The 23,122-nt window shown below is 69.1% G+C and carries 17 protein-coding genes and 2 pseudogenes; 14 read left to right on the top strand and 5 right to left on the bottom strand.

The features are described 5' to 3' along the window. Window positions 1–62 precede the first annotated feature (62 nt). The 4 genes and pseudogenes from KY49_RS29040 to KY49_RS39365 all read left to right on the top strand — a co-directional run. Complete coding sequence (locus KY49_RS29040; RefSeq protein WP_042587810.1) at window positions 63–554, top strand: 2,4'-dihydroxyacetophenone dioxygenase family protein; 492 nt, start codon at window positions 63–65, stop codon at window positions 552–554. 151 nt (window positions 555–705) lie between these two features. Continuing rightward, window positions 706–1,350 carry a DUF1326 domain-containing protein gene (locus KY49_RS29035; protein WP_042587809.1) on the top strand — a complete coding sequence of 215 codons (645 nt, stop codon included), beginning with the start codon at window positions 706–708 and terminating at the stop codon, window positions 1,348–1,350. Further along, the gene (locus KY49_RS29030; protein ID WP_042587808.1) at window positions 1,347–2,138 is read left to right on the top strand and encodes a DUF2182 domain-containing protein; all 792 of its coding nucleotides are present in this window, start codon (window positions 1,347–1,349) and stop codon (window positions 2,136–2,138) included. The genes KY49_RS29035 and KY49_RS29030 overlap by 4 nt, the downstream gene beginning before the upstream one ends. A gap of 126 nt (window positions 2,139–2,264) precedes the next feature. Then, window positions 2,265–2,384, top strand: a pseudogene (locus KY49_RS39365) (VOC family protein); the annotation flags it as partial. Window positions 2,385–2,387: 3 nt separating this feature from the next. On the opposite strand, the gene KY49_RS29025 reads toward KY49_RS39365, so the two are convergent. The 3 genes from KY49_RS29025 to KY49_RS29015 all read right to left on the bottom strand — a co-directional run bounded on the left by KY49_RS29025 (window position 2,388) and on the right by KY49_RS29015 (window position 6,273). Next, window positions 2,388–3,743: an MFS transporter gene (locus KY49_RS29025; protein ID WP_042587807.1), complete on the bottom strand. Its 1,356-nt coding sequence runs from the start codon at window positions 3,741–3,743 to the stop codon at window positions 2,388–2,390. A gap of 100 nt (window positions 3,744–3,843) precedes the next feature. Next, the gene (locus tag KY49_RS29020) at window positions 3,844–5,187 is read right to left on the bottom strand and encodes an MFS transporter (protein WP_042587806.1); all 1,344 of its coding nucleotides are present in this window, start codon (window positions 5,185–5,187) and stop codon (window positions 3,844–3,846) included. Window positions 5,188–5,313: 126 nt separating this feature from the next. After that, window positions 5,314–6,273 carry an MBL fold metallo-hydrolase gene (locus KY49_RS29015; RefSeq protein ID WP_042587805.1) on the bottom strand — a complete coding sequence of 320 codons (960 nt, stop codon included), beginning with the start codon at window positions 6,271–6,273 and terminating at the stop codon, window positions 5,314–5,316. Window positions 6,274–6,448: 175 nt separating this feature from the next. Here KY49_RS29015 and KY49_RS29010 point away from each other — a divergent pair, with 175 nt between their 5' ends. Continuing rightward, window positions 6,449–8,095 (top strand): IclR family transcriptional regulator, encoded by a 1,647-nt coding sequence (locus tag KY49_RS29010; RefSeq protein WP_042587804.1) that lies wholly within the window; start codon window positions 6,449–6,451, stop codon window positions 8,093–8,095. A 433-nt stretch (window positions 8,096–8,528) separates the two neighbouring features. On the opposite strand, the gene KY49_RS29005 is transcribed toward KY49_RS29010, so the two are convergent. Beyond that, window positions 8,529–9,011: an Lrp/AsnC family transcriptional regulator gene (locus KY49_RS29005; RefSeq protein ID WP_042587803.1), complete on the bottom strand. Its 483-nt coding sequence runs from the start codon at window positions 9,009–9,011 to the stop codon at window positions 8,529–8,531. Between the two features lie 284 nt (window positions 9,012–9,295). Between KY49_RS29005 and KY49_RS29000 the strand changes: the two genes are divergently transcribed. The 3 genes and pseudogenes from KY49_RS29000 to KY49_RS28990 form a co-directional block, all read left to right on the top strand. Then, the gene (locus KY49_RS29000) at window positions 9,296–9,934 is read left to right on the top strand and encodes a LysE family translocator (RefSeq protein WP_042587802.1); all 639 of its coding nucleotides are present in this window, start codon (window positions 9,296–9,298) and stop codon (window positions 9,932–9,934) included. A 156-nt stretch (window positions 9,935–10,090) separates the two neighbouring features. Further along, the gene (locus tag KY49_RS28995) at window positions 10,091–12,070 is read left to right on the top strand and encodes a methyl-accepting chemotaxis protein (RefSeq protein WP_042587801.1); all 1,980 of its coding nucleotides are present in this window, start codon (window positions 10,091–10,093) and stop codon (window positions 12,068–12,070) included. An 11-nt stretch (window positions 12,071–12,081) separates the two neighbouring features. Next, window positions 12,082–12,273 (top strand): annotated as a pseudogene (locus KY49_RS28990) (YqaA family protein); the annotation flags it as partial. Window positions 12,274–12,309: 36 nt separating this feature from the next. Here the strand turns inward: KY49_RS28990 and KY49_RS28985 are convergent. Continuing rightward, window positions 12,310–13,965, bottom strand: a complete 1,656-nt coding sequence (locus KY49_RS28985) for an acyl-CoA synthetase (protein ID WP_042587800.1) — start codon at window positions 13,963–13,965, stop codon at window positions 12,310–12,312. A 164-nt stretch (window positions 13,966–14,129) separates the two neighbouring features. Here KY49_RS28985 and KY49_RS28980 point away from each other — a divergent pair, with 164 nt between their 5' ends. The 6 genes from KY49_RS28980 to KY49_RS28955 all read left to right on the top strand — a co-directional run bounded on the left by KY49_RS28980 (window position 14,130) and on the right by KY49_RS28955 (window position 23,087). After that, entirely contained in the window at window positions 14,130–14,861 is a 732-nt protein-coding gene (locus KY49_RS28980) for a Crp/Fnr family transcriptional regulator (RefSeq protein WP_042587799.1), read from the top strand. A gap of 168 nt (window positions 14,862–15,029) precedes the next feature. Further along, window positions 15,030–18,182, top strand: coding sequence for an efflux RND transporter permease subunit (locus KY49_RS28975; protein WP_042587798.1), 3,153 nt, complete (start codon window positions 15,030–15,032; stop codon window positions 18,180–18,182). A 37-nt stretch (window positions 18,183–18,219) separates the two neighbouring features. Further along, window positions 18,220–19,452, top strand: coding sequence for an efflux RND transporter periplasmic adaptor subunit (locus KY49_RS28970; protein WP_042587797.1), 1,233 nt, complete (start codon window positions 18,220–18,222; stop codon window positions 19,450–19,452). Then, complete coding sequence (locus KY49_RS28965) at window positions 19,452–20,927, top strand: efflux transporter outer membrane subunit (protein WP_042587796.1); 1,476 nt, start codon at window positions 19,452–19,454, stop codon at window positions 20,925–20,927. Before KY49_RS28970 ends, KY49_RS28965 begins: the two co-directional genes overlap by 1 nt. Before the next feature lie 19 nt (window positions 20,928–20,946). Next, window positions 20,947–21,642 carry a heavy metal response regulator transcription factor gene (locus KY49_RS28960; RefSeq protein ID WP_042587795.1) on the top strand — a complete coding sequence of 232 codons (696 nt, stop codon included), beginning with the start codon at window positions 20,947–20,949 and terminating at the stop codon, window positions 21,640–21,642. Continuing rightward, on the top strand, window positions 21,639–23,087 hold the full coding sequence (locus KY49_RS28955; RefSeq protein WP_042587794.1) for a heavy metal sensor histidine kinase: 1,449 nt from the start codon (window positions 21,639–21,641) through the stop codon (window positions 23,085–23,087). Before KY49_RS28960 ends, KY49_RS28955 begins: the two co-directional genes overlap by 4 nt. Window positions 23,088–23,122: the final 35 nt, after the last annotated feature.

Here is a 23,122-nt window from a genome sequence, read left to right as displayed (position 1 = left end):
GGTCGCCGCCTCCCTCTGCGATAATGCCGCCGTCCCTGTCATCTCTCGCCTCCGCTCCCGCCATGACACTCCCGTCCGTTCCGCTCCCGACCGACCTGCCGCCGATCTCGTGCCTGCCCGGCGACGCGCTGCCGTGGCTGCCGATGAGCCCGGACCTCCCCGGCCTCGCGATCAAGTACCTGCACATCAACGCGGCCGAGGACACGCTGACCGCGCTGCTGAAGATGCCCGCCGGCCGGACGCTGCCGCGCCATCGTCACGACGGGCAGGTATTCGTCTATACATTGCACGGCGCGTGGCGCTACGTCGAATACGACTGGATCGCGCAGGCCGGCTCGACGGTGCTCGAACCGGCCGGCTCCGTCCATACGCCGCAAACGCTTGGCAGCGACGGCGAAGACGTGATCACGTTCAACGTGATGCGCGGCGATCTCGTGCTGCTCGACGACGACGGCCGCGAGACCGCGCGGGAGAATTGCCGCGTCGCGCTGTTGCGGCAACGCAAGCATGCGCGCACGGCGCCGGACGCCGCCGCGCCGTTCGTCACGCGCTGAGTCCGGCGCAGCATCGGAACCTTGCCCGCACAACCACCGCCATTGCCGTTCGCGCAGCTACGAACGGCGGCAAGCGCTTGCTTTGACTTCCCCCAACGCGTGCACTAGATTCGAACCACGCGACTCGACGCGGCGCGCAAGGAGCACTGCCATGACGCCCTGGGAAATTCAAGGCACGGAACTGATGACCTGCAATTGCTCATACGGTTGCCCTTGCCAGTTCAGCGCGCCGCCGACCAACGGCTTTTGCGAAGCGATGGGCGCGATTTCGATCGGCTGCGGTCATTACGGCGACGTGCGGCTCGACGGCGTCAACCTCGCGGTGGTGTTCCAGTGGCCGGGCCCCATTCACGAAGGCAAGGGCAAGTGCCAGCCGATCGTCGACGAACGGGCCAGCCCGGCGCAGCGCGACGCCGTTCTGAAAATCATGACGGGGCAGGACACCGAACCGTTCGCCACGATGTTCTCGGTATTCGCGTCGACGCTCGAGCACGCGTTCGATCCGATCTTCGCGAAGATCGACTTCGACGTGGACGTCGACGCCCGACGCGGCCGGATTCATGTCGAAGGCGTTTTCGACGTCGTCGGGGAACCGATCCGCAATCCGGTGACGGGCGCCGAACATCGCGCCCGGATCGACCTGCCGCACGGCTTCGAATACGAACTGGCCGAGATCGGCTCCGGCACCAGCCGTTCGCGCGGCAACATCGCACTGGATCTCAAGGATACCTATGCGCAGTTCGCGCGACTGCACATGAACAACACGGGGCTGATCCGGCATCGCACTGCCGCATGATCGGCATCGATCCACTCTTCAGGCACGAGCGCGTCGTCACCGCGCTCGGCATGGCGGCCGTCGTCGCGCTGTCGTGGTTCTACCTGTGGACAGGCGCGGGAATGGGCATGTCGGCGCTCGACATGACGGCCGCTACGCTCTTCCCGCATCGGCTGCCGCACGGCATCGGCAGCATGGACCCGTCGTTGGCGACCGTGATCGTCATGTGGTGGACGATGATGATCGCGATGATGATGCCCGGTGCCGCGCCGCTCATCCTGCTGTACCGGCGCGTCTTGCGACATTACGGCGCGGCCGACGAGGCGTCGTCCGCGCCGTCGCTGGCGCTGCTGGCCGGCTACCTGACGGCCTGGCTGGCGTTTTCGATCGCTGCGGCATCGCTGCAGAAAGTGCTGCAGCCAACCGGCCTCATTTCGACAATGATGCTGTGGTCGAAGAGCGCGCTCCTTTCCGCGATCGTGCTGGCCGCGGCCGGGATTTATCAGCTTTCGCCGTTCAAGCGCGCTTGCCTCACGCAATGCCGCTCGCCGGTGCAGTTCCTCACCACGCATTGGCGGCCCGGCGCCGCCGGCAGTTTCCGGCTCGGATTGCACCACGGCCTTTACTGCGTCGGCTGCTGCTGGCTGCTGATGGCGCTTCTGTTCGTCGGCGGCGTGATGAATCTCGTGTGGATCGCCGCGTTGTCGCTCGTCGTCTTCGTGGAGAAGAACCTGCCCGGCGGCGAGCGCATCGGCCGCGCGCTGGGCATCGTATTGATCGCGTGGGCCGGCGCGACGCTGCTGGCGTGAGCGGTGCGCTTCCCTTATCGGACCTTGAAGGCCGCCACATGAAACCAGGAATCAGCGTACTGACAATCGGCGTCGACGTTCTGGAAACGGCTATGCGCTTCTTCCGCGATGGCCTGGGGCTGGCGCGCGCGGTTCGTGAAGCCCGCAGGCAAGACCTTCTGGGGCGGACATTCCGGATATTTTCAGGATCCGGATGGCCATCAGTGGGAGATGGTTTTCAATCCGGTCTTCGTTTCGGGGAATTGAGGGTCATCGCGCCGGTTCCGTCGGCCGCTCCCCCCGCGTCCCCGCCAGCATCGCCACCGCGCACGCCGCGAGCAACCCGGCGATCATCAGCATCGCCGGGTCCATGCTGCCCGTGCGCGTGCGAATCATCCCGACGATCCACGGCGTGATCATCCCGCTCGACACGCCGATGCTGCTGATCAGCGCGATCCCGCCCGCGGCGCCCGCGCCCGAGAAATACGCGGACGGCACCGCCCAGAACACCGGATGCGCGGCGAAGATCAGCATCGCCGCCAGCGACAGCAGCGCCATCATCGCGACAATGTTCGGCAGATGCAGCGTCAGCAGCCCAAGCGCCAGCGCTCCGCCGATCGCGCAGGCGGCAAAATGCCGGCGCCGCTCGCGCCGCCGGTCCGAGCGCCGCGCGATCGCGATCAGCCCCGCCGCGCCGATCGCGTTCGGCACGATCGACAGCAGGCTGATGTGCACGACGTCGTGGATGCCGAACTCGCGGATCATCAGCGGCATCCAGAACAGCAGCATCAGCAGCGCGGTCGTCAGCGAGAAATAGGTGAACGCGAACAGGTACGTGCGCGGCGCCGCGAGCGCCTCGCGCAGCGACGCGGCCGTATGGGCGGGCGCCCGGGCGCGGTCGGCCGCGAGATCGTCGGCAAGCCGCCGCCGGTCGTCCGGCGTCAGCCACGCGGCCTGTTCGGGACCGTCGCACAACCAGAACCACGCGACCACGCCGAGCACGATCGCGGGCGCGCCCTCGATCGCGAACATCCACTGCCAGCCGTGCAGCCCAAGCACGCCCGACATGCCGCGCATGATCCAGCCGGACAGCAGCCCACCGACTATCCCCGCGACCGCGACGCCCGCGTAGAAGATCGACAGCACCGACGCACGCCGCCGCGCCGGATACCAGCAGGTCAGGTAGAACACCAGGCCCGGGAAGAAGCCGGCCTCGAACACACCGAGCAGGAAGCGCAGCGCGTAAAACTGCCGCACGCTGTCGACGGTGATCATCGCGACCGACACCGCGCCCCACAGCACCAGGATCCGCGCGAACGTGCGGCGCGCGCCGTACCGGCGCAGCAGCGCATTGCTCGGCACCTCGAACAGCACGTAGCCGACGAAGAACAGCACCGCGCCGAGGCTGTACATCGCGTCCGTCAGGCCGAGATCCTGCCGCATCTGCAACTGCGCGAAGCCGATGTTGCTGCGGTCGAGGATCGACACGATGTAGCAGACGAACAGGAACGGCACGATCCGCGCGCCGATGCGGCGGTACAGCGCGGCGGCGTCCGGCGCATCATCGCCCGCGCCGGCGCCGGAGGCGACGCCGCGCGCCGCCTCCGCTTGAAGAGAAGCAGACATCGGTTGTCTCCTTGATCGCATTCGATCGGTTGCCGGGGAACGGCATCTGACGTGGCGCGGCCGTCAACGGTCAGCGGACGGCCACGGCGCAGCGCTCAACTCAAGCCCAAACCCGCCGCTGCGGCTCGCCCTTCACGCCAAGCAGCAGCGCGACGCCGCTCGCAACCAGCAGCGCGGCCAGCAGATACACGGCGAGATCCATGCTGCCGGTGCGCGTGCGGATCAGGCCGATCACCCACGGGCTGACGATGCCGCTGGTGATGCCGATGCTGCTGATCAGCGCGATCCCGCCCGCCGCGGCCTTGCCGGACAGGTAGCCGGTCGGCACCGCCCAGAAGATCGGCAGCGCGGCGAAGATCAGCGTCGCGGCGATCGACAGGCATGCGAGCATCGCCGCGAAACTGTGCAGATGCAGCGTCAGCGCGGCGAGCGCGATCCCGCCGCCGATCGTGCAGCACGCAAAATGCCCGCGCCGCTCGCCGGTGCGATCCGAGCGGCGCGCGATCACAATCAGGCCGATCGCGCCGATCGCGTTCGGCACGACCGTGTAGAGGCTGACGGCCACCACGTCGGTCACGCCGAAATCGCGGATCATCAGCGGCATCCAGAAGTTGAGCGTCAACGACGCGCAGGTCAGCGAGAAATAGATGAACGCGAACAGGTAGACGCGCGGATTCAGCAGCGCAGCGGCAAAGCTGCCCGGACCGTGTACGCCGTGTGCCCCCTCGCGGCCCTGCCCGTGCGCGCAGAGCGCCGCGACGCGCGCCTTCTCGTCCGGCGTGAGCCATGCCGCGTCCTGCGGCCGGTCGACGAGATACGCGAGCGCGACGAACGCGAGCACGACCGCGGGCGCGCCCTCGATCGCGAACATCCATTGCCAACCGTGGAGGCCGAGCACGCCGGCCATGTCGCGCATGATCCAGCCCGACATCAGCCCGCCGAGCACGCCCGCGACCGCCACGCCGGCGAAGAACACCGAGATCGCCGCCGCGCGCCGGTTCGCCGGGAACCACCAGGTCAGGTACAGCACGATGCCGGGAAAGAAGCCGGCCTCGAACACGCCGAGCAGGAAGCGCAGCACGTAGAAGTGCGACGGCTTCGACACGAACATCATCCCCACCGACGCGATGCCCCACAGCAGCATGATCCGCGTGAACGTGCGGCGCGCGCCGAAGCGCGCGAGCAGCAGGTTGCTCGGCACTTCGCAAAATACGTAGCCGACGTAGAACACGGCCGCGCCGAGGCCGTACATCGCGTCGCTGAAACCGAGGTCGTGCTTCATCTGCAACTGCGCGAAGCCGATGTTGATGCGGTCGAGAAACGACACGACGTAGCAGAGGAACAGGAACGGGATGATCCGCCACGCGATCTTGCGGAACAGCAGTTGGTCGTCGGAAGCCGACGCGGACGCGACCGCCGCTTCGGCGGGAAGGGATTGGGGCATGTCTGTCTCCAAACGTGCTGCGCGATTCGAGCGCGCAGCAGTCTCCGAGGGCGTGCGTGCGCCCTGCTTTCTTGTGAGATCGAAGAAACGCGGCGGGACTACGGACGCCCCGCCGTCATGGGCCGCTCAGTCCTGCAGCGCGGCCCACATTTCCTTGTCGCGCTCGGCGGTCCAGATGCGCGGATGCGTGATGCCGCTTGCCTCGTCGAACGCGCGCGATACGTCGAACGGCAAGCAGTGCTCGTAGATGAACACCTGGCCGAACTTCGGGTCCATCGCTTCGCGCGTGAGCGCCATCGCGGCCTTGAGGTCGAGCTTGCGCTCGACGGCCTTGCGGCCCTGTGCGAGCAGCGTCGTGACGAAGTCCTTCGTGTAGTCGAGGCCCTGGTTCACTTCGGCCGGGTTCAGCAGCGCCGGGCCGCGGCCGGGCACGAGCTTCTCGGCGCCGAGCGCGCGCAGCGCCTCGAGCGTCGCCGGCCACTGTTCGAGCTGCGCGTCGCCGCAGTAGCACGCGGCGTCGTACTCGACGAGGTCGCCCGAGAACAGCACCTTCTGCGACGGCAGCCACACGATCGTGTCGCCCTTCGTGTGACCCGAGCCGACATGCATGATCTTCACTTCGAGCTTGCCGAGGAACAGCGTGATCTCGCGCTCGAACACGAGCGTCGGCCAGGTCAGGCCCGGCACCGTCTCGACGCCCGCGAACAGGCGCGGAAAGCGCTCGATCTCCGACTTCATGTCGGCCTCGCCGCGCTCGACGATCATCTCGTAGGTGCCGCGGCTCGCGATCACGTTCTGCGCGCCTTCGGCGAAATACGCGGACGCGCCGAGCACGCGCACCGCGTGGTAGTGCGACAGCACGACGTGCTTGATCGGCTTGTCGGTGACGCCGCGGATCTTCGCGATCAGGTCCTGCGCCATCGCGGGCGTCGCCGTGGTGTCGACGATCAGCACGCTGTCGTCGCCGATGATCACGCCCGAGTTCGGGTCGCCTTCGGCGGTGTACGCGTACGCGTTTTCGGAGAGCCGGGTCCAGGTGATCTTCTTCTCTTCCAGGTCGGCTTGAGAGGCGAATGCTTTGGCCATGTGAGGTTCCGTGGCTGCGAGCCATGTGTTGAGGGGTTGAGCGGATCATCATCCTGCATCGATTATTTGTCAATGGCAAATACGCTTGCTATTGTTTAATACGGGTAAACGTGTGGACGGGCGCGGGAAATGGCGTCGGATACCATGCGGGATGTTTCGATTTCAGGTGAATGCAGTGCAGAACGACGAAGATCGCGCGGACGACGCGCCGCAGAAGGCGCAGCGCGGCATCCAGAGCGTCGAGGTGGGCGGCCGGCTGCTCGACGCGCTCGCGCGGCGGCGCAAGCCGCTCGGGCTGTCCGAGCTGGCGGCGGCCGCGGAGCTGTCGACCGCGCAGGCGCATACCTATCTGGTGAGCCTGACGCGCCTCGCGCTCGTGAAGCGCGACGCGATCACCGGCAATTACGAGCCGGGGCCGCTGTCGCTGCGGCTCGGCCTGATGTCGATCGAGCGGCAGCCGGCCTATCGCGCGGCCTTGCCGCACGCGGCGCGGCTCGCGGAAAGCGTCGGGCTGAGCGTCGCGCTGTCGGTGCCGGGCGCGCTCGGGCCGACGATCGTGCGCATCGAGCACGGCGGCTATCCGCTGCACGTGAACCTGCACGTGGGATCGGTAATGTCGCTCGACACGACGGCGACCGGCCGCGTATTCCGCGCGTTCGGCGACCCCGCGCAGCTCGATGCGATGGCGGCCAGCCAGGCCGGCGCGGGCAACACGCTCGCGGGCGCCGAAAGCGCGCAGCCGGCGCCGGACGCCGACGCGCGGCAAGCCCAGCTCGACGCGATCCGCCGGCGCGGCATCGAGCGCAGCGTCGACCTGCCGAGCCCCGGCGTCAGCGCGCTGTGCGTGCCGGTGCTCGACGCGGACGGCCGCCTGCAGCTCGCGCTGACGGTGATCGGTTCGACGGGGTCGATCGACGTCGCGTGGGACGGCCCGATCGCGGCGGCGTTGCGCGATGCGGCGCGGCAGGCGACCGCGTCGCTCGGCGCGGAAGATGCGGCGGCGCCGCCGCCCTCGGCCGCGCCGCGCGTGCCGCCCGCGCTGGCCGACGACACAAAGGCGCAGCGCGGGATCAACGCGCTCGACAGCACCGGCGGCCTGCTGCTCGCGCTCGTGTCGGCAGGCCGCGCGCTGCCGCTGCGCGATCTCGCGGCGGCGGCGGACATGCCGGCCGCGAAGGCGTTTCCGCATCTGGTGAGCCTGCTGAAGATCGGCCTGCTGAGCCGCGACGCGGCCGGCTGCTTCGACGCCGGGCCGCTCAGCCAGGCGCTCGGCCTGATCGCGATGCAGCGCGTGTCGCCGGCGCGCGACGCGGAAGCCGAGATCGTCGCGCTCGCCGAAGCGACCGACATGAGCGTCGCGGCCGCGACGCTCGGGCCGCTCGGGCCGACCGTGATCCGCTTCGAGGAATCGGCGCGGCCGCAGCACGTGAGCCTGCAGGTGGGCACCGTGATGTCGCTCGTCAATACGGCGATCGGCCGCAGCTTCGCGGCCGGCATGACCGATGACGTGCTGGCCGACCTGCTCGCCGGCGAACCCGTGCGCCTCGCGGGGCGTCCGACGGCGGCGGCCGACGCTGCGTTTCGCGCGCACCTCGCGCAGATCCGCGCGGAAGGCGTCGACTTCGCGTTCGACGCGCCGGTGCCCGGCATCGCGACGGTCGCCGCGCCCGTGTTCGATCACACCGGCAGCATCCGGCTCGTGATCGCGGTCATCGGCGCGTCGCGCGGCTTCCCGCGCGGGCCCGACAGCGATCTCGCGCAGGCGCTGCTCGCCGCGACGCGGCGGCTGTCGTGGCGGTTCGGGTGGATCGGCGGGCGGTGACGATCACGATGAATCCTGTTGCGCTGCGGCAACAGAACCCTCAAAGAATTACCATATTACAAAATCGCATTTCACAACCCGGTGGGCCTCATCTATGATTAGGGTTATCCCTAACTCGCCACCTGAATGGGGCATCGTCATGCAAACGTCTAACGTCTCCGACCGTTCCAACCAATCCGCTGGCTGGCTCTCGCGTGTTGGCTCGCTGCTTGCAGAAGCATGGGCACTGCACCTCGAGACCTGCGAAATCATCGCTGAAGCCCACGCGCGCCTGCCGCGCTGAACGGAACGACCAGACGCCGGCCGGCGGCCCTGATCTGGCCCCCGGCCTTGTTCCGTTTCCACTTGCGCGCCTCCGCCGCGCAATCGCGCAATCACGCGGCCGCGCGCGCCGGCTCTTCGACGAAGAACGGCTGCCCCTTCCTCCGCGCGCTCACACCTGAATCGACGGCACATCCTTCATGCAGCGCAGCGCGAACATCGAGCGGCTGTGGCGAATGCTCGAGATCTTGTACAGCTTCTCGCGCAGAAACCGCTCGTAGCCTGCCGTGCCATCCACGGCGACCTTGATCCAGTAATCGTATTCGCCCGACACGAGGTAGGCCTCGAGCACCTCGGGCAGCGCCGCGAGTTCCGCGCCGAAGCGGGCCAGCGCGTCGTCCTCGTGGCGATCGAGCGTCACTTCGAGGATCACGATGTCCGCGTAGCCGAGCATGCGCTGATTGACGAGCGCGACATAGCCGTCGATGTAGCCGTCGAGTTCGAGTTGCCGCGTGCGGTTCCAGCACGCGGTCGTCGACATCCCGATCTGTTCGGCCAGTTCGGCATTCGACAGGCGCGCGTTCTTCTGCAGTGCGCCGAGGATCTTGCGGTCCTGATTGTCGAGCGTTTTGGGTGTGCGTTCGCGCGTTACCATGACAGGAAGAATCTTCTACTGAAAATCTGCATTCTAGCTGAACGGTATTCCGGATTTCGACCCATTTCACTGGAAAACAGGAAGCCTTTTAACCTGGCCCCCTGATACATTTTCCCTATGCCTGCTGCCCGGCACGCTCCCCGCGACAACCCCTTCGCAACGGGACGCACGGCCGCAATCACGAGTTGCGGAGCCGGGCATCCAGGCATTCGAAACCGCCGTCCGCGCACCCAACCGACCGTGCGCGGCGCCGCGCCCGTCTCCCCGTTCCTGCGCTTCCTGTCATGTCGTTCCGGCTTTACCTCTCGTTTCTTGCCGCTTCCTTCGTTCTCATCTACGCCCCCGGCCCCGTCAACCTGCTCACGATGAACCAGGCGCTGCGCGCCGGCTGGCGGCGCGCGCTGCCTTGCGTATGGGGCGGCACGCTCGCCGTGCTGCTGCAACTCGCGCTGACCGCGCTCTGCCTGAATTCGCTGGTGCACATCGACGAGCGCGCGCTGACCGTGCTGCGCTGGACGGGCGCCGCGTACCTGGTCTGGCTCGGGTGCAAGCAATGGATCAGCCGCGCGCCGGCCCACGCGCCGGCCGCATCGGCCGAGACCGCCCAACCGGCAGCCGATACGGGACGTGAACTGTTCTGGCGCGGCGTCGCGACGTCGGGCCTGAATCCGAAGACGTTGCTGTTCTTCCCGTCGTTCTTTCCGCAATTCCTCAACGCGAACGCCGAATGGAGCCTGAACCTTCAGTTCCTGCTGCTCGCGGCGACGTTCGCGCTGCTGTTCGCGGGCGGCGTCGCGTCGATGGCGCTGTTCTCGCACCGGCTAGGCAGCGCGTTGCAGCGGCCGGCGGGGATGCGCGCGATGAACCGCGTGACGGGCGGCCTGCTCGTCGGGATGGGCGCGGTCATGGCCGGCTGGAACTGACTGGTTGCCCACGCAACCTTCCCCCCTGAATCCCCTTCGCTCGATCCGCCGAAACCTCCGCGCTAAAGATTCCGCACGCGCTGCCGTAATTCCTGTGACGAAATTGCGGTGACGCGTGCGTTCCGCCTCCTCTCCGTCCCCCACGCAGGAAGCTCTATGAGATTCATTTCCCTGGGCCGGGTGAGCGTTGGCGCTCGTCTGGCCGCATTGTCGTGCGCAACCGTCGCACTGCTGTTTGCCGCCTTCGCGTGGACCCTCGCGCATCTGGCCGGCGAACAGATCGCCGACCAGGCGCACGCGCGCATCGCCGAGAAGGAACGCTCGATCGCCGCGATGATCGACCTGTTCGACAAGGCGCTGTCGGAAGAAGCGCATCGCTCGATGACGCTGCTCGCGAGCTTCCTGCCGGCCGATTTCGCGCTGGACCCGGCGCGCACCCAGGACCTCGGCGGCGGCGTGATGGCGCCGACGCTGTCCGCGGGCGGCAGGCCGCTCGATCTCGACTACACGATCCCCGACCAGTTCCTGCAGAAGAGTGGCGCGATCGCGACGATCTTCGCGCGCGACGGCGACGACTTCGTGCGCATCACCACGTCGCTGAAGAAGCAGGACGGCACGCGCGCGGTCGGCACGCGCCTCGACCGCAACAGCCCCGCCTACGCGCCGCTCGTCGCGGGCCGCAGCTACACGGGGCTCGCGAAGCTGTTCGGCAAGCCGTTCATCACCGAGTACAAGCCGGTCGTCGACGCCGGCGGGCGCGTGATCGGCGCGCTGTTCGTCGGGATCGACGTCGCGGACGAAATCCGCCTCGTCGAAGCCGGCATTCGCGAGCTGAAGATCGGCGAGCACGGCTATTACTTCGTGATCGACGCATCGTCCGGCCCGTCGCGCGGCACCTTCGTCGTCCACCCCGAGGCGGCCGGCAAACCGGCCCGCGACGGCGCCGCGCCCTACGCGCAGATGCTCGCGGCGGGCCACGGGCAGCTCGCGTACACGTCGGCCGATCCGGCCGCGCAGGACCGCGGCCCGACCGCGAAATTCGCGTCGTTCTCGACGATTCCGCAATGGCAGTGGCTGGTCGGCGGCGTCGCGATCGACGACGAGCTGCTCGCCGACATGCGCGCGACCCGCAACCGCTTCCTGCTGATCGCCGCGGCGCTCGTGCTCGCGTTCGCGGCGATGTTCGTCGTCGTGGTCCGGCGCGTCGTGAGCCGGCCGCTCGAAGCGGCCGCGCGCGCGTCGGAACGCTTCGCCGCCGGCGACCTGAGCGTGCGCGTCCGCGACGACGGCGTCGCGCCGCGCGGCGCGGACGAGATCGGCCGCCTCGTGCAGGCGGTCGACGGCATCGGCGACGGCCTCGCGCGCATCGTCGCGCAGGTGCGCCGCGGCTCCGCCGACATGGCGCGCGGCACCGTCGACATCGCAGCCGGCAGCGGCGACATCGCCGCCCGCATCGCGACGCAGGCGAGCAGCCTCGAGCAGACGGCGGCGAGCATGGAGGAAATCACGGCCGCCGTGCAGCAGAACGCCGAGCATGCGGCGCAGGCGAACACGCTGGTCGCGGGCGCATCCGACGCGGCGACGGGCGGCGGCGACGCCGTGCAGCGCGTGGTCGCGACGATGGGCGAGATCGAGCGCGCGACGCGCCGGATCGCGGAGATCACGGGCGTGATCGAGGGCATCGCGTTCCAGACCAACATCCTCGCGCTGAACGCGGCCGTCGAGGCCGCGCGCGCGGGCGAGCACGGCAAGGGCTTCGCGGTGGTCGCGGCCGAAGTGCGCGCGCTCGCGCAGCGCAGCGCGGCGGCGGTCAAGGAGATCGAGGCGCTGAGCGCCGAATCGGCCGCGACCGTCGAGCAAGGCTACCGGATCGCCGAGGCCGCGCACGGCACGATGCGCGACATCGTCGCGCGGGTCGACCAGGTGCGCACCATCATCGCCGAGATCAGCTCGGCGTCGAGCGAGCAGTCGGCCGGCATCGAGCAGGTGAACCTCGCCGTCACGCAGATCGGCGAGGCGACGCAGCAGAACGCGACGCTGATCGCGCAGGCCGAGCGCGCGGCCGTGGCGCTGCGCGACCAGGCCGCGGAACTGTCGGACGCGGTCAGCGTGTTCAAGCTCGGCCACGCCGAATAGCGACCGCGGGCCGCGCTCGCGCGGCCGGTACAATCGCGCGCTACGGCCACTGGTCGCTGCTGCTGAGCTGGGCCCCGGTGATCGGCGACCCGCTGACCGTGATCGCCGGCGTGCTGCGCGAGCCGCTGCCGCGCTTTCTCGCGATCGTCACGCTCGCGAAGGTCGGCCGTTATCTGGCGGTCGCGTGGCTCGTGCCGCATTGACGACGTATCGACGTCACGCCACGCCACTGCCGCCGCTCACTTCTTCCCGTCGCCCGCCAGGTCGATCGCCTTGTCCGAGCCGATCGCGCTGCGCAACTGGAACTTCTGGATCTTGCCGGTGGACGTTTTCGGCAGCTCGCCGAAGCGCACGGCCTTCGGCACCTTGAAGCCTGCGAGCAGTTGCCGGCAATGCGCGACGATCTCCTCCTCGGTCGCGCTCATCCCTTCGCGCAGCTCGACGAACGCGCACGGCACCTCGCCCCACTTCGGGTCGGGCATCGCGACCACCGCCGCGACCGCGACCGCCGGATGCCGGTACAGCGCGTCCTCGACCTCGATGCTCGAGATGTTCTCGCCGCCCGAGATGATGATGTCCTTCTTGCGGTCCTTGATGCGGATGTAGCCGTCCGGCGACAGCACCGCGAGATCGCCGGTATGGAACCAGCCGCCGTGGAATGCCTCGTCGGTCGCGTGCGGGTTCTTCAGGTAGCCCTTCATGCAGATGTTGCCGCGGAACATGATCTCGCCGAGCGTCTCGCCGTCGGCCGGCACCGGCGCCATCGTGTCCGGATCGAGCACCGCCGCGCCCGCCTCCAGGTGATAGCGCACGCCCTGCCGTGCGTTGAGGCGCGCGCGCTCTTCGTCGGACACGCCGTCCCAGTGCGCCTGCTTCGCGCAGACCGTCGCCGGGCCGTAGACCTCGGTCAGCCCGTACACGTGCAGCAGGTCGAAGCCGATCTCCTTCATCTTCGCGATCACGGCCGGCGCAGGCGCCGCGCCCGCGACCATCGCGTGCACGGTGTGGTCGATCCCTTCGCGCCATTCGGCCGGCGCGTTCGCGATCGCGCTCTGCACGATCGGCGCGCCGCAGTAATGCGTGACGCGCTCCCGGCGGATCAGGTCGAACACGGTCTTCGCGTCGAACCGGCGCAGGCACACGTTCACGCCCGCGCGCGCGGCGATCGCCCACGGGAAGCACCAGCCGTTGCAATGGAACAGCGGCAGCGTCCACAGGTAAACCGCATGCTTCGGCATGTCCCATTCGAGGATGTTGCTGAGCGCCGCCAGGTACGCGCCGCGATGGTGGTAGACGACGCCCTTCGGGTCGCCTGTCGTGCCGGACGTGTAGTTCAGCGCGATCGCGTCCCACTCGTCGGCGGGCAGCGTCCATGCATGGTCGGCGTCGCCGCCGGCGACGAACGCCTCGTAGTCGGTCGCGCCGGCGAAGCGCGCGGGGTCGGCCGGCATCGCGTCGGCGACGCTGACGATCCTCAATCCCGGAATTTCCAGCGCCGCGCGGTGTGCAAGCTCCGCGTACTCGGTGTCGACGATCAGCACCTTCGCTTCGCCGTGGCGCAGCATGAACAGCACCGACGGAATGTCGAGCCGCGTGTTGATGGTGTTGAGCACGGCGCCCGCCATCGGCACGCCGAAGTGCGCCTCGACCATCGCCGGGATGTTCGGCAGCAGCACCGCGACGGTGTCGCCGCGGCCGACGCCGGCCTGCGCGAGCGCGCTCGCGAGCTGCTTCGCGCGCGCATAGGTTTCGCCCCAGGTGCGCCGCACGTCGCCGTGCACGATCGCCACGCGGTCGCCGTACACCTCGGCGGAGCGCACCAGGAAATCGATCGGCGTGAGCGGTGCGTAGTTGGCGTCGCGGCGCTCGAGGCCGGCTTCGAACATCTGCGTCATGGTCCTGTCTCCTTTGTCGAGCCGAGGCGCACGTGCCCCGGTTCGTCTTGATGTGGTTCAATCCGGGCTAGCCTAACGGGCGATATTGTGGAGCGTCTGTCATCGAAACGACAGAGTCCCCCGCGCGCCCCGCGTGTTATCCCTATCCTCGCAAACCCGCAGCCATGCACGACGACGTTCTCGCCCCCCTCGACACGCCCGCGCCGCCCGAACCCGGCCCGCTGTCCGCGCTGTTCGGCCAGTGCGCGTGGTTCCGCACGCTCGCGCCCGAACACCGGGCGCTCGTGCTCGCGCAGTCGCGCGTCGAATGCCGCGAAGCGGGCGACGTGATCGCGCAGCGGCTCGCGCCGTCCGAATACTGGATCGGCGTGCACCGCGGGCTGCTGAAGCTCGCGATCTTCAACGCGTCGGGGCGCGGCTGCACGTTTTCGGGCGTGCCGTCGGGCGGCTGGTTCGGCGAAGGCAGCGTGATCAAGCGCGAACCGCGCAAGTACGAGGTGGTCGCGATCCAGCGCTCGACCGTGCTGTACGTGCCGGCCGATACATTCCACGCGCTGCTCGACAGCAGCCTGCCGTTCACGCGCTTCGTGATTCATCAGTTGAACAACCGGATGGGCGAGTTCATCGCGTCGATCCAGAACAGCCGGCTGCTCGACGTCGACGCGCGCGTCGCGCAGGCACTCGCGCAACTGTTCAACCCGGACCTGTACCCGGACACCGGGCCGTCGCTGGCAATTTCGCAGGAGGAGCTGGGGATGCTGGTCGGCGTGTCGCGGCAGCGGATCAACCAGGCGCTGCAGCAGCTCGAGAAGCACGGCGTGCTGCGGCTCGCGTACAACCAGATCGAGGTCGTCGATCTGGCGGGGCTCGCGCGGGTGGGGATGGAGCAGATCTGAAGTGCGCGGCGGCAGCGCGCGTTACGTCTGACGAATTCAATGCGACGCGCGTGCGGGCCAACCTGACAACTTCGCCAGTTTCGCGTCAGTGACCCGTGCCGGGCGCCCGCCTATCATTCGAGTGCCGTTCCTCATCAACGCCCGACCGCCGCCTGCCCCGCTGCCTCCATGTGGATCGTCAACCTCGCGCTCAGGCGCCCGTACACGTTCGTCGTGATGGCCATCATGATCGTGCTGGCCACCCCGCTCGCGCTGATGCGCACGCCCGTCGACGTGCTGCCGTCGATCGACATTCCGGTCATCAGCGTGATCTGGAATTACAACGGGCTGTCTGCGAAGGAGATGACGAACCGCATCACCGCGGTGCATGAGCGGGTGCTGACGACGACCGTCAACAACATCCAGCACGTCGAATCGACCACGCTGCCCGGCACGGCCGTCGTCAAGGTGTTCCTGCAGCCGGGCGCGAACGTGCAGACGGCAATTGCGCAGACGGTGTCGTCCGCGCAGGCGATCGTCCGGCAGATGCCGCAGGGCGCGACGCCGCCGCTCGTGATCACCTATTCCGCGTCGAGCATCCCGGTGATCCAGCTCGGGCTGTCGAGCAAGACGCTGAGCGAGCAGTCGCTCGCCGACATCGCGCTGAACTTCCTGCGCCCGCAGCTGATCACGATCCCCGGCGCGCAGGTGCCGTTCCCGTACGGCGGCCGCACGCGCGTCGTCGCGGTCGACATCGATTCGAAGGCGCTGATGTCGAAGGGGCTCACGCCCGCCGACGTCGTCAACGCGGTCAATGCGCAGAACCTCGTGCTGCCGACCGGCACCGCGAAGATGGGCCAGACCGAGTACCGGGTCGACACCAACGCGTCGGCCGACACGATCGCCGACATCAGCCACATCCCGCTGCAGACCGTGAACGGCGCGACCACCTATCTCGGCGAGGTCGCGGCCGTGCGCGACGGCTTCTCGCCGCAGACCAACGTCGTGCGCCAGAACGGCCAGCGCGGCGTACTGGTGTCGATCCTGAAGAGCGGCGACGCGTCGACGCTGAAGGTCGTGTCGGACCTGAAGGCGCTGCTGCCGAAGGTCGTGCCGACGCTGCCCGAGGGCCTCACGATCACGCCGCTGTTCGACCAGTCGGTGTTCGTCGACGCCGCCGTGCAGGGCGTGATCCACGAGGCGCTAATCGCCGCCGTGCTGACCGCGATGATGATCCTGCTGTTCCTCGGCAACTGGCGCAGCACGCTGATCATCGCGATCTCGATCCCGCTGTCGATCTTCACGTCGCTGATCGCGCTCGCCGCGCTCGGCGAGACCATCAACATCATGACGCTCGGCGGGCTCGCGCTCGCGGTCGGCATTCTCGTCGACGACGCGACCGTGACGATCGAGAACATCGAGCGCCACCTGCATCTCGGTTCAGGCTTGCACAACGCGATCCTCGAAGGCGCGGGCGAGATCGCGGTGCCGGCGTTCGTGTCGACGCTGTGCATCTGCATCGTGTTCGTGCCGATGTTCTTCCTGACGGGCGTCGCGCGCTACCTGTTCGTGCCGCTCGCCGAGGCCGTGGTGTTCGCGATGCTCGCGTCGTACGTGCTGTCGCGCACGCTCGTGCCGACGATGGCGATGCTGCTGTTCCGCCCGCAGCAGGCCAGCACCGGGCCCGACCATTCCACGTCGCGCTTCGCGCGCATCCATCACCGCTTCAATCACGCGTTCGAGCGGCTGCGCGCGTCGTACATCGTGCTGCTCAGCATGCTGCTGGTGCGCCGCCGCTTCTACGCGATGTGCTTCCTCGGCTTCTGCGTGCTGTCGACGGGGCTCGTGCTCGCGCTCGGCCGCGACTTCTTCCCGAACGCCGATTCCGGCAACATCCGGCTGCACATGCGCGCGCCGACCGGCTACCGGATCGAGGAGACCGCGCGCCTCGCGGACCAGGTCGAACGCGTGGTGCGCGAAGTCGTGCCGCCGGACGAGCTCGGCGCGATCGTCGACAACCTCGGGCAGCCGATCAGCGGCATCAACCTGTCGTACAGCAACGCGGGCACGATCGGCTCGCTCGACGGCGAGATCCTGATCGCGCTGAAGCCCGGCCACGCGCCGACCCAGCGTTACGTCGAGACGCTGCGCGCGCGGCTGCCCGAACGCTTCCCGGGCGCCGAGTTCTTCTTCCAGCCGTCGGACATCATCACGCAGATCCTCAACTTCGGGCAGCCGGCCGCGATCGACGTGCAGGTGCTCGGCAACGATCTCGCGAGTAACATGGCAATCGCGAGCCGCCTGATGAAAAAAGTCAGGCAAATTCCCGGCGCGGTCGACGCGCACGTGCTTCAGCGCAACGACCAGCCGACCCTGGTAGCCGACATGGACCGTACGCGCATGCAGCAGCTGAACCTCTCCGCGCAGAACGTCGCGCAGAACATGCTGATCTCGCTGTCGGGCAGCGCGCAAACGACGCCGTCGTTCTGGGTCAACCCGAAGACCGGCGTGCAGTATCCGCTCGCGATCCAGACCCCGCAATACGACGTCGGCTCGGTCGGCGACCTGCTCGGCACGCCCGTGTCGGCGGGACGCACCGGCGCGCCGCTGCAGCTGCTCGGCAACCTCGTGCAGGTGCGCACCGCGAGCGAGCCGGCCGTGATCACGCACTTCAACATTCGCCCGGCGATCGACCTGTACGTGAGCGTCGAGGGCCGCGACCTCGGCTCGGTCGCGAGCGAGATCGACCGCATCGTGTCGGACGCGCGCGCAACGCTGCCGCGCGGCACCGCGCTGACGATGCGCGGGCAGATCGAGACGATGCGCACGTCGTATCTCGGCCTCGGCGCGGGCGTCGCGATGGCGATCGTGCTCGTCTACCTGCTGATCGTCGTGAATTTCCAGTCGTGGCTCGACCCGCTGATCATCATCAGCGCGATGCCGGCCGCGCTCGCCGGCATCGCGTGGATGCTGTTCATCACCGGCACGCACCTGAGCGTGCCCGCGCTGACGGGCGCGGTGATGACGGTCGGCGTCGCGACCGCGAACAGCATTCTCGTCGTGTCGTTCGCGCGCCAGCGCCTCGCGGCCGGCGCGCCGCCGCTGACCGCCGCGCTCGAGGCCGGCGCGACCCGCATCCGCCCGGTGCTGATGACCGCGCTCGCGATGATCATCGGCATGGTGCCGATGGCGCTCGGGCTCGGCGAAGGCGCCGAGCAGAACGCGCCGCTCGGCCGCGCGGTGATCGGCGGGCTGCTGTTCGCGACCGTCTCGACGCTGCTGTTCGTTCCGCTCGTGTTCGCCGGCGTGCATGCGCGGCTCGCGCGACGGCGCGCGAGCTAGGGTCTGTTCACGCTTCGCATATTGACCGGTTGATTTCATGGAAGAGAAACATCACAGCACCGTCGGCATCCAGGTGGACGAACACGGGCTCGACCTGCCCGCGCGGGCCGGCGTATGGCGACGAGCGCGAATCGTGCTGATTGTCGTCGGCGCGCTGCTCGCGGCCGGCGCGGCGCGCACGATCTTCACCGACGTCATGAACCGCAACCGGCTCGATGCGCTGACCGCGCAGAACGCACGCCAGTACGTGAGCGTCGTGCATCCGGTCGACGCCGCGTCGGGCGGCCGGCTGACGCTGCCCGGCACGCTGCGCGGCTTCGTCGAGGCGCCGATCTTCGCGCGCGCGAACGGCTACGTGCTGCGCTGGCAGGCCGACATCGGCGCGCACGTGAAGCAGGGGCAACTGCTCGCGGAGCTCGATACGCCCGAGCTGAACCAGGAACTCGCGCAGGCCACCGCACAGCGCCAGCAGGCGCAGGCCGCGCTCGCGCTCGCGAAGACGTCGTTCGAGCGCGCGCAGCAGCTGCGCCAGCGCGACGCGGTTTCGCAGCAGGAGCTCGACGATCGGCAAGGCGCGTACAACCAGGGCGCCGCGAACCTCGCCGCGGCCGACGCGAACGTGCGCCGGCTCACCGAGCTGAAGGGCTTCCAGCGCATCGTCGCGCCGATCGACGGGATCGTCACGCAGCGCAACGTCGACGTCGGCGACCTCGTCAGCTCGGGCAACGCGGGCCGGTCGCTGTTCACCGTCGTGCAGGCCGACCGGCTGCGCCTGTACGTGCAGGTGCCGCAGGCATACGCGCAGCAGGTGAAGACCGGCCAGCACGTGACGGTCGCGCAGGCCGAGCTGCCGGGCCGGACCTTCGACGGCACCATCACGCGCACGTCGGAGGCGATCGACGTCGCCACGCGTTCGCTGCAGATCGAGATCACGCTGCCGAACCCGGACGGCCGGCTGCTGCCCGGCGCCTACGTGCAGGCGACGCTGCCGACCTCGCCGGTCGGCCGCCTGTCGGTGCCGGCCAATACGCTGCTGTTCCGCGCGGAAGGCCCCACGGTCGCGAGCGTCGACGCGCACGGCGTGGTCCGTCTGAAGCCGGTGACCGTCGTGCGCACGATCGGCCAGACGCTCGAGATCGACGGCGGCGTGACGCCCGACGATCGCCTCGTCGTGAACCCGAGCGATTCGCTCGCGAACGGCGACCAGGTCGTCGTCGTGAAGCCGGCGCCGAAGCCCGCGTCCGGCGCCGCGGCGGGAGCGAACGCGTGATGCGCGCCCGCCTCGCGCCGCGGCCGGCCGCCCGCGCGGCCGCCATCGCCGTCGCGCTCGCCGCCCTCGCCGGCTGTACGGTCGGCCCCGACTACCGGCGCCCCGGCGTCGAGACGCCCGCCGCGTGGCGGCTCGACCCGGCCGACGCGTACTGGCATCCGGCCGCGCCCGCGCATGCGCCGCTCGCGCCGGCGTGGTGGACCGCGTTCGGCGATGCGCAGCTCGACGCGCTCGAAGCCGACGCGCTGCGCAACAACCAGAGCCTGAAGGTCGTCGCCGCACGCTACGACCAGGCGAAGGCGACGCTCGCGTCGGTTGCGTCCGCGCAGTATCCGGCGGTGAACCTGAACGCGAGCGGCCAGCGCTTCAGGATTTCCGCCGACCGGCCGCAGACGAATTACGCGGTGAAGAGCATGTCGACCGTGCAGAACGAGATTCAGGTCGGCGCGAGCGTCAGTTACGAACTCGACCTGTTCGGCCGCGTGCGGCGCAGCGTCGAATCGGCGCGGGCGAGCACCGATGCGGCGCGCGACGATTTCGCGAACGCGCGCCTCGTGCTCACCGCCGATCTCGCGTCGAGCTACTTCGCGCTGCGCGCGCTCGACGCGGAGATCGACGTCGTCGACCGCTCAATCGGCCTGCAGCAGAAGGCGCTCGATTACGTGTCCGCGCGTCACGACCTCGGCGCGGTGTCGGGCCTCGACCTGCTGCAGCAGCGTGCGCAGCTCGACGCGACCCGCACGCAGGCGCAACTGCTGCGCCAGCAGCGCGCGCAGGTCGAGACCGCGATCGCGACGCTGGTCGGCACGCCCGCGCCGGCGTTCTCGCTGCCGCCGCGCGTCGTGCCGATCAACGCACCGGCGCTGCCGACCGGCGTGCCGAGCGACCTGCTGCAGCGCCGCCCCGACGTCGCGTCGGCGGAGCGCGCGATGGCCGCCGCAAACGCGCAGATCGGCGTCGCGCGCGCCGCGTACTTCCCGCGCCTCACGCTGTCGCCCGACATCGGCTGGGACGCGACGCGCTTCTCCGGGCTGTTCACGGTGCCGGCGCTGCTGTGGTCGGTCGGCGCGTCGCTGAGCCAGCCGCTGTTCGAGGGCGGCCGGCTGAAGGCGGGGGTCGATTTCGCGCAGGCCGGCTACGTCGCCGCGCAGGCGAATTACCGGCAGACCGTGCTGACCGCGTTCCAGGAGGTGCAAAATGCGGTCACCGGCCTGTCGGTGCTCGACGAGGCGGCGCGGCAGGCGGCCGCGGCCGTCGACGACGCGCGCAAGCTCGTGTCGCTCGCGCAGGACCGCTACGCCGGCGGCCTGACGCCGTTCATCGACGTGCTGACCGCCGAGCAGCAACTGCTGACGAGCGAACGGCAGGCGGTGCAGATCCAGGGCCAGCGCGCGGCGCTCGTCGTGTTCCTCGCGAAGGCGCTCGGCGGCGGCTGGGACGGCGACGCGGCGGCCGCGGTCGCGGACTCCCACTAACCCGACAACGGACCCTGACATGAAAGTCCTGATCGTCGAAGACGAACTCAAGGTCGTCGAATACCTGAAGAGCGGTCTGACCGAGGAAGGCTGGGTGGTCGACACCGCGCTCGACGGCGAGGACGGCGCGTGGAAAGCCGTCGAATTCGACTACGACGTGGTGGTGCTCGACGTGATGCTGCCGAAGCTCGACGGCTTCGGCGTGTTGCGCGCGCTGCGCGCGCAGAAGCAGACGCCGGTGATCATGCTGACCGCGCGCGACCGCGTCGACGACCGCGTGCGCGGCCTGCGCGGCGGCGCCGACGACTACCTGACCAAGCCGTTCTCGTTCCTCGAGCTGATCGAACGGCTGCGCGCGCTGACGCGCCGCGCGCGCGTGCAGGAATCGACGCTGATCTCGATCGGCGACCTGCGGGTCGACCTGATCGGCCGCCGCGCGACGCGCGACGGCACGCGCCTCGACCTGACCGCGCAGGAGTTCCAGTTGCTCGGCGTGCTCGCGCGCCGCAGCGGCGAGGTGCTGTCGAAGACGACCATCGCCGAGCTCGTGTGGGACGTGAACTTCGACAGCAACGCGAACGTCGTCGAGACCGCGATCAAGCGCCTGCGCGCGAAGCTCGACGGCCCGTTCGCCGACAAGCTGCTGCACACGATCCGCGGGATGGGCTACGTCCTCGAGGCGCGCGAGGACGGCGACGGCGAGAGGCGCACATGAAACGCTCGATCGCGCTGCGCCTGTCCGCGATGTTCGGCATCGTGTCGTTCGTCGTGTTCACGCTGGTCGGGTGCGGCCTGTTCGTGATGATGGAGCGGCAGTTGTTCGCCGAGCTGCGCGCGACGCTCGACACGCGCACCAAGGTGGTCGAGATGATCGTGTCGCATGCGACCACGCCGGCGCGCTGGCACATCACGCAGGAAAAGCTCGCCGACCTGGAGCCGCCGGACGGCTCGACGCATTACCGGGTCGACGGCCCGAATCCCGCGTTCCGCTTCGGGCGCGCGGTGGACGGCACGCCGCACGGCGCGCCGTTCGGCGCGTTCCAGCGCTACCGGCTCAACGGCAGCAGCTACGACGTGATGACGAAGACGATCACGGTGGCCGGCAGCGGCGAGCGCCCCGACCTGACGCTGAGCGTCGCGACGTCGTGCGAGCGCACGCAGCGGATGCTGCGCCGCTACGGCTGGACGCTGGCTGCGCTGATCGCGTTCGCGACCGGCGTCACGCTGCTGCTCGGCCGCGCGGTCGCCCGCTTCGGGCTCGCGCCGCTCGAGCGCATGTCGCAGGAAGCGGCGGCCATCGGTTCGACGAACCGGCACCAGCGGCTGCAGACCGACGCGCTGCCCGCCGAGCTGCGCGAGCTCGCCGCGTCGTTCAACGGCGCGCTCGAGCGCATCCAGCAGGCATACGGGCGGCTCGAGGCGTTCAACGCGGACGTCGCGCACGAGCTGCGCACGCCGGTCAGCATCCTGATCGGCCAGACCCAGGTCGCGCTGACGAGCCGCGACCGCTCGGTCGAGCGGATGCGCCAGACGCTGCAGTCGAACCTCGAGGAATTCGAGCGGCTGCGCGTGATCGTCAACGACATGCTGTTCCTGTCGCGCAGCGATCGCGGCGAACGCGCGACCGACCTGAAGGACGTGTCGCTCGCCGACGAAGTGCGGCGCATGCTCGACTTCCTCGAAATCCCGCTCGACGAGGCGCAACTGCGCGCCGAGCTGCACGGCGACGCGCGCGCGAGCGTCGATCCGTCGCTGTTCCGCCGCGCGATGACGAACCTGCTGATCAACGCGATCCAGCATTCGGCGCCGGGCGCGCTGCTGCGCGTGACGATCGCGCGGCGCGACGCGCTCGTCGAGGTGGCGGTCGCGAACCCCGGCGAGCCGATCGACGTCGGCCAGCGCGCGCACATGTTCGAGCGCTTCTACCGGCTCGAGGAAGCGCGCGCGAACAGCAAGGAGAACCACGGGCTCGGGCTGTCGATCGTCAAGGCCGTCGCGGAGATGCACGGCGGCAGCGTGTTCGTCGCGTGCGCGGGCGGCGTCAATACGTTCGGGTTTTCCGTCGCGGCGCAGCCGTGCGCGGCCGGCGAACCGCTCGCCGCGGAGCCGGCCCGCGCGACCGGCATACCCACGGCGCACGCGCCGCGCGCACTGCACTGACAACCGTCCGGAACGTCGCGCCATCCGCCGAGGGC

This window comes from Burkholderia sp. MSHR3999, from assembly GCF_000833595.1.
Classification (GTDB): domain Bacteria; phylum Pseudomonadota; class Gammaproteobacteria; order Burkholderiales; family Burkholderiaceae; genus Burkholderia; species Burkholderia ubonensis.
The sequence above is the reverse complement of the archived record's forward strand: the minus strand, read 5'-3'. Positions and strand labels throughout refer to the sequence as shown.

What these genes read in the sequence shown, in the direction of transcription:
- KY49_RS28975 (WP_042587798.1), top strand. Translation starts at nt 15,030, where the DNA reads ATGTGGATCGTCAACCTCGCGCTCAGGCGCCCGTACACGTTCGTCGTG.
- KY49_RS28955 (WP_042587794.1), top strand. Translation starts at nt 21,639, where the DNA reads ATGAAACGCTCGATCGCGCTGCGCCTGTCCGCGATGTTCGGCATCGTG.
- KY49_RS28980 (WP_042587799.1), top strand. Translation starts at nt 14,130, where the DNA reads ATGCACGACGACGTTCTCGCCCCCCTCGACACGCCCGCGCCGCCCGAA.
- KY49_RS29020 (WP_042587806.1), bottom strand. Translation starts at nt 5,187, where the DNA reads ATGCCCCAATCCCTTCCCGCCGAAGCGGCGGTCGCGTCCGCGTCGGCT.
- KY49_RS29025 (WP_042587807.1), bottom strand. Translation starts at nt 3,743, where the DNA reads ATGTCTGCTTCTCTTCAAGCGGAGGCGGCGCGCGGCGTCGCCTCCGGC.
- KY49_RS29000 (WP_042587802.1), top strand. Translation starts at nt 9,296, where the DNA reads ATGTCGTTCCGGCTTTACCTCTCGTTTCTTGCCGCTTCCTTCGTTCTC.
- KY49_RS29040 (WP_042587810.1), top strand. Translation starts at nt 63, where the DNA reads ATGACACTCCCGTCCGTTCCGCTCCCGACCGACCTGCCGCCGATCTCG.
- KY49_RS28960 (WP_042587795.1), top strand. Translation starts at nt 20,947, where the DNA reads ATGAAAGTCCTGATCGTCGAAGACGAACTCAAGGTCGTCGAATACCTG.
- KY49_RS28965 (WP_042587796.1), top strand. Translation starts at nt 19,452, where the DNA reads ATGCGCGCCCGCCTCGCGCCGCGGCCGGCCGCCCGCGCGGCCGCCATC.
- KY49_RS29005 (WP_042587803.1), bottom strand. Translation starts at nt 9,011, where the DNA reads ATGGTAACGCGCGAACGCACACCCAAAACGCTCGACAATCAGGACCGC.
- KY49_RS28970 (WP_042587797.1), top strand. Translation starts at nt 18,220, where the DNA reads ATGGAAGAGAAACATCACAGCACCGTCGGCATCCAGGTGGACGAACAC.
- KY49_RS29035 (WP_042587809.1), top strand. Translation starts at nt 706, where the DNA reads ATGACGCCCTGGGAAATTCAAGGCACGGAACTGATGACCTGCAATTGC.
- KY49_RS28985 (WP_042587800.1), bottom strand. Translation starts at nt 13,965, where the DNA reads ATGACGCAGATGTTCGAAGCCGGCCTCGAGCGCCGCGACGCCAACTAC.
- KY49_RS28995 (WP_042587801.1), top strand. Translation starts at nt 10,091, where the DNA reads ATGAGATTCATTTCCCTGGGCCGGGTGAGCGTTGGCGCTCGTCTGGCC.
- KY49_RS29015 (WP_042587805.1), bottom strand. Translation starts at nt 6,273, where the DNA reads ATGGCCAAAGCATTCGCCTCTCAAGCCGACCTGGAAGAGAAGAAGATC.
- KY49_RS29030 (WP_042587808.1), top strand. Translation starts at nt 1,347, where the DNA reads ATGATCGGCATCGATCCACTCTTCAGGCACGAGCGCGTCGTCACCGCG.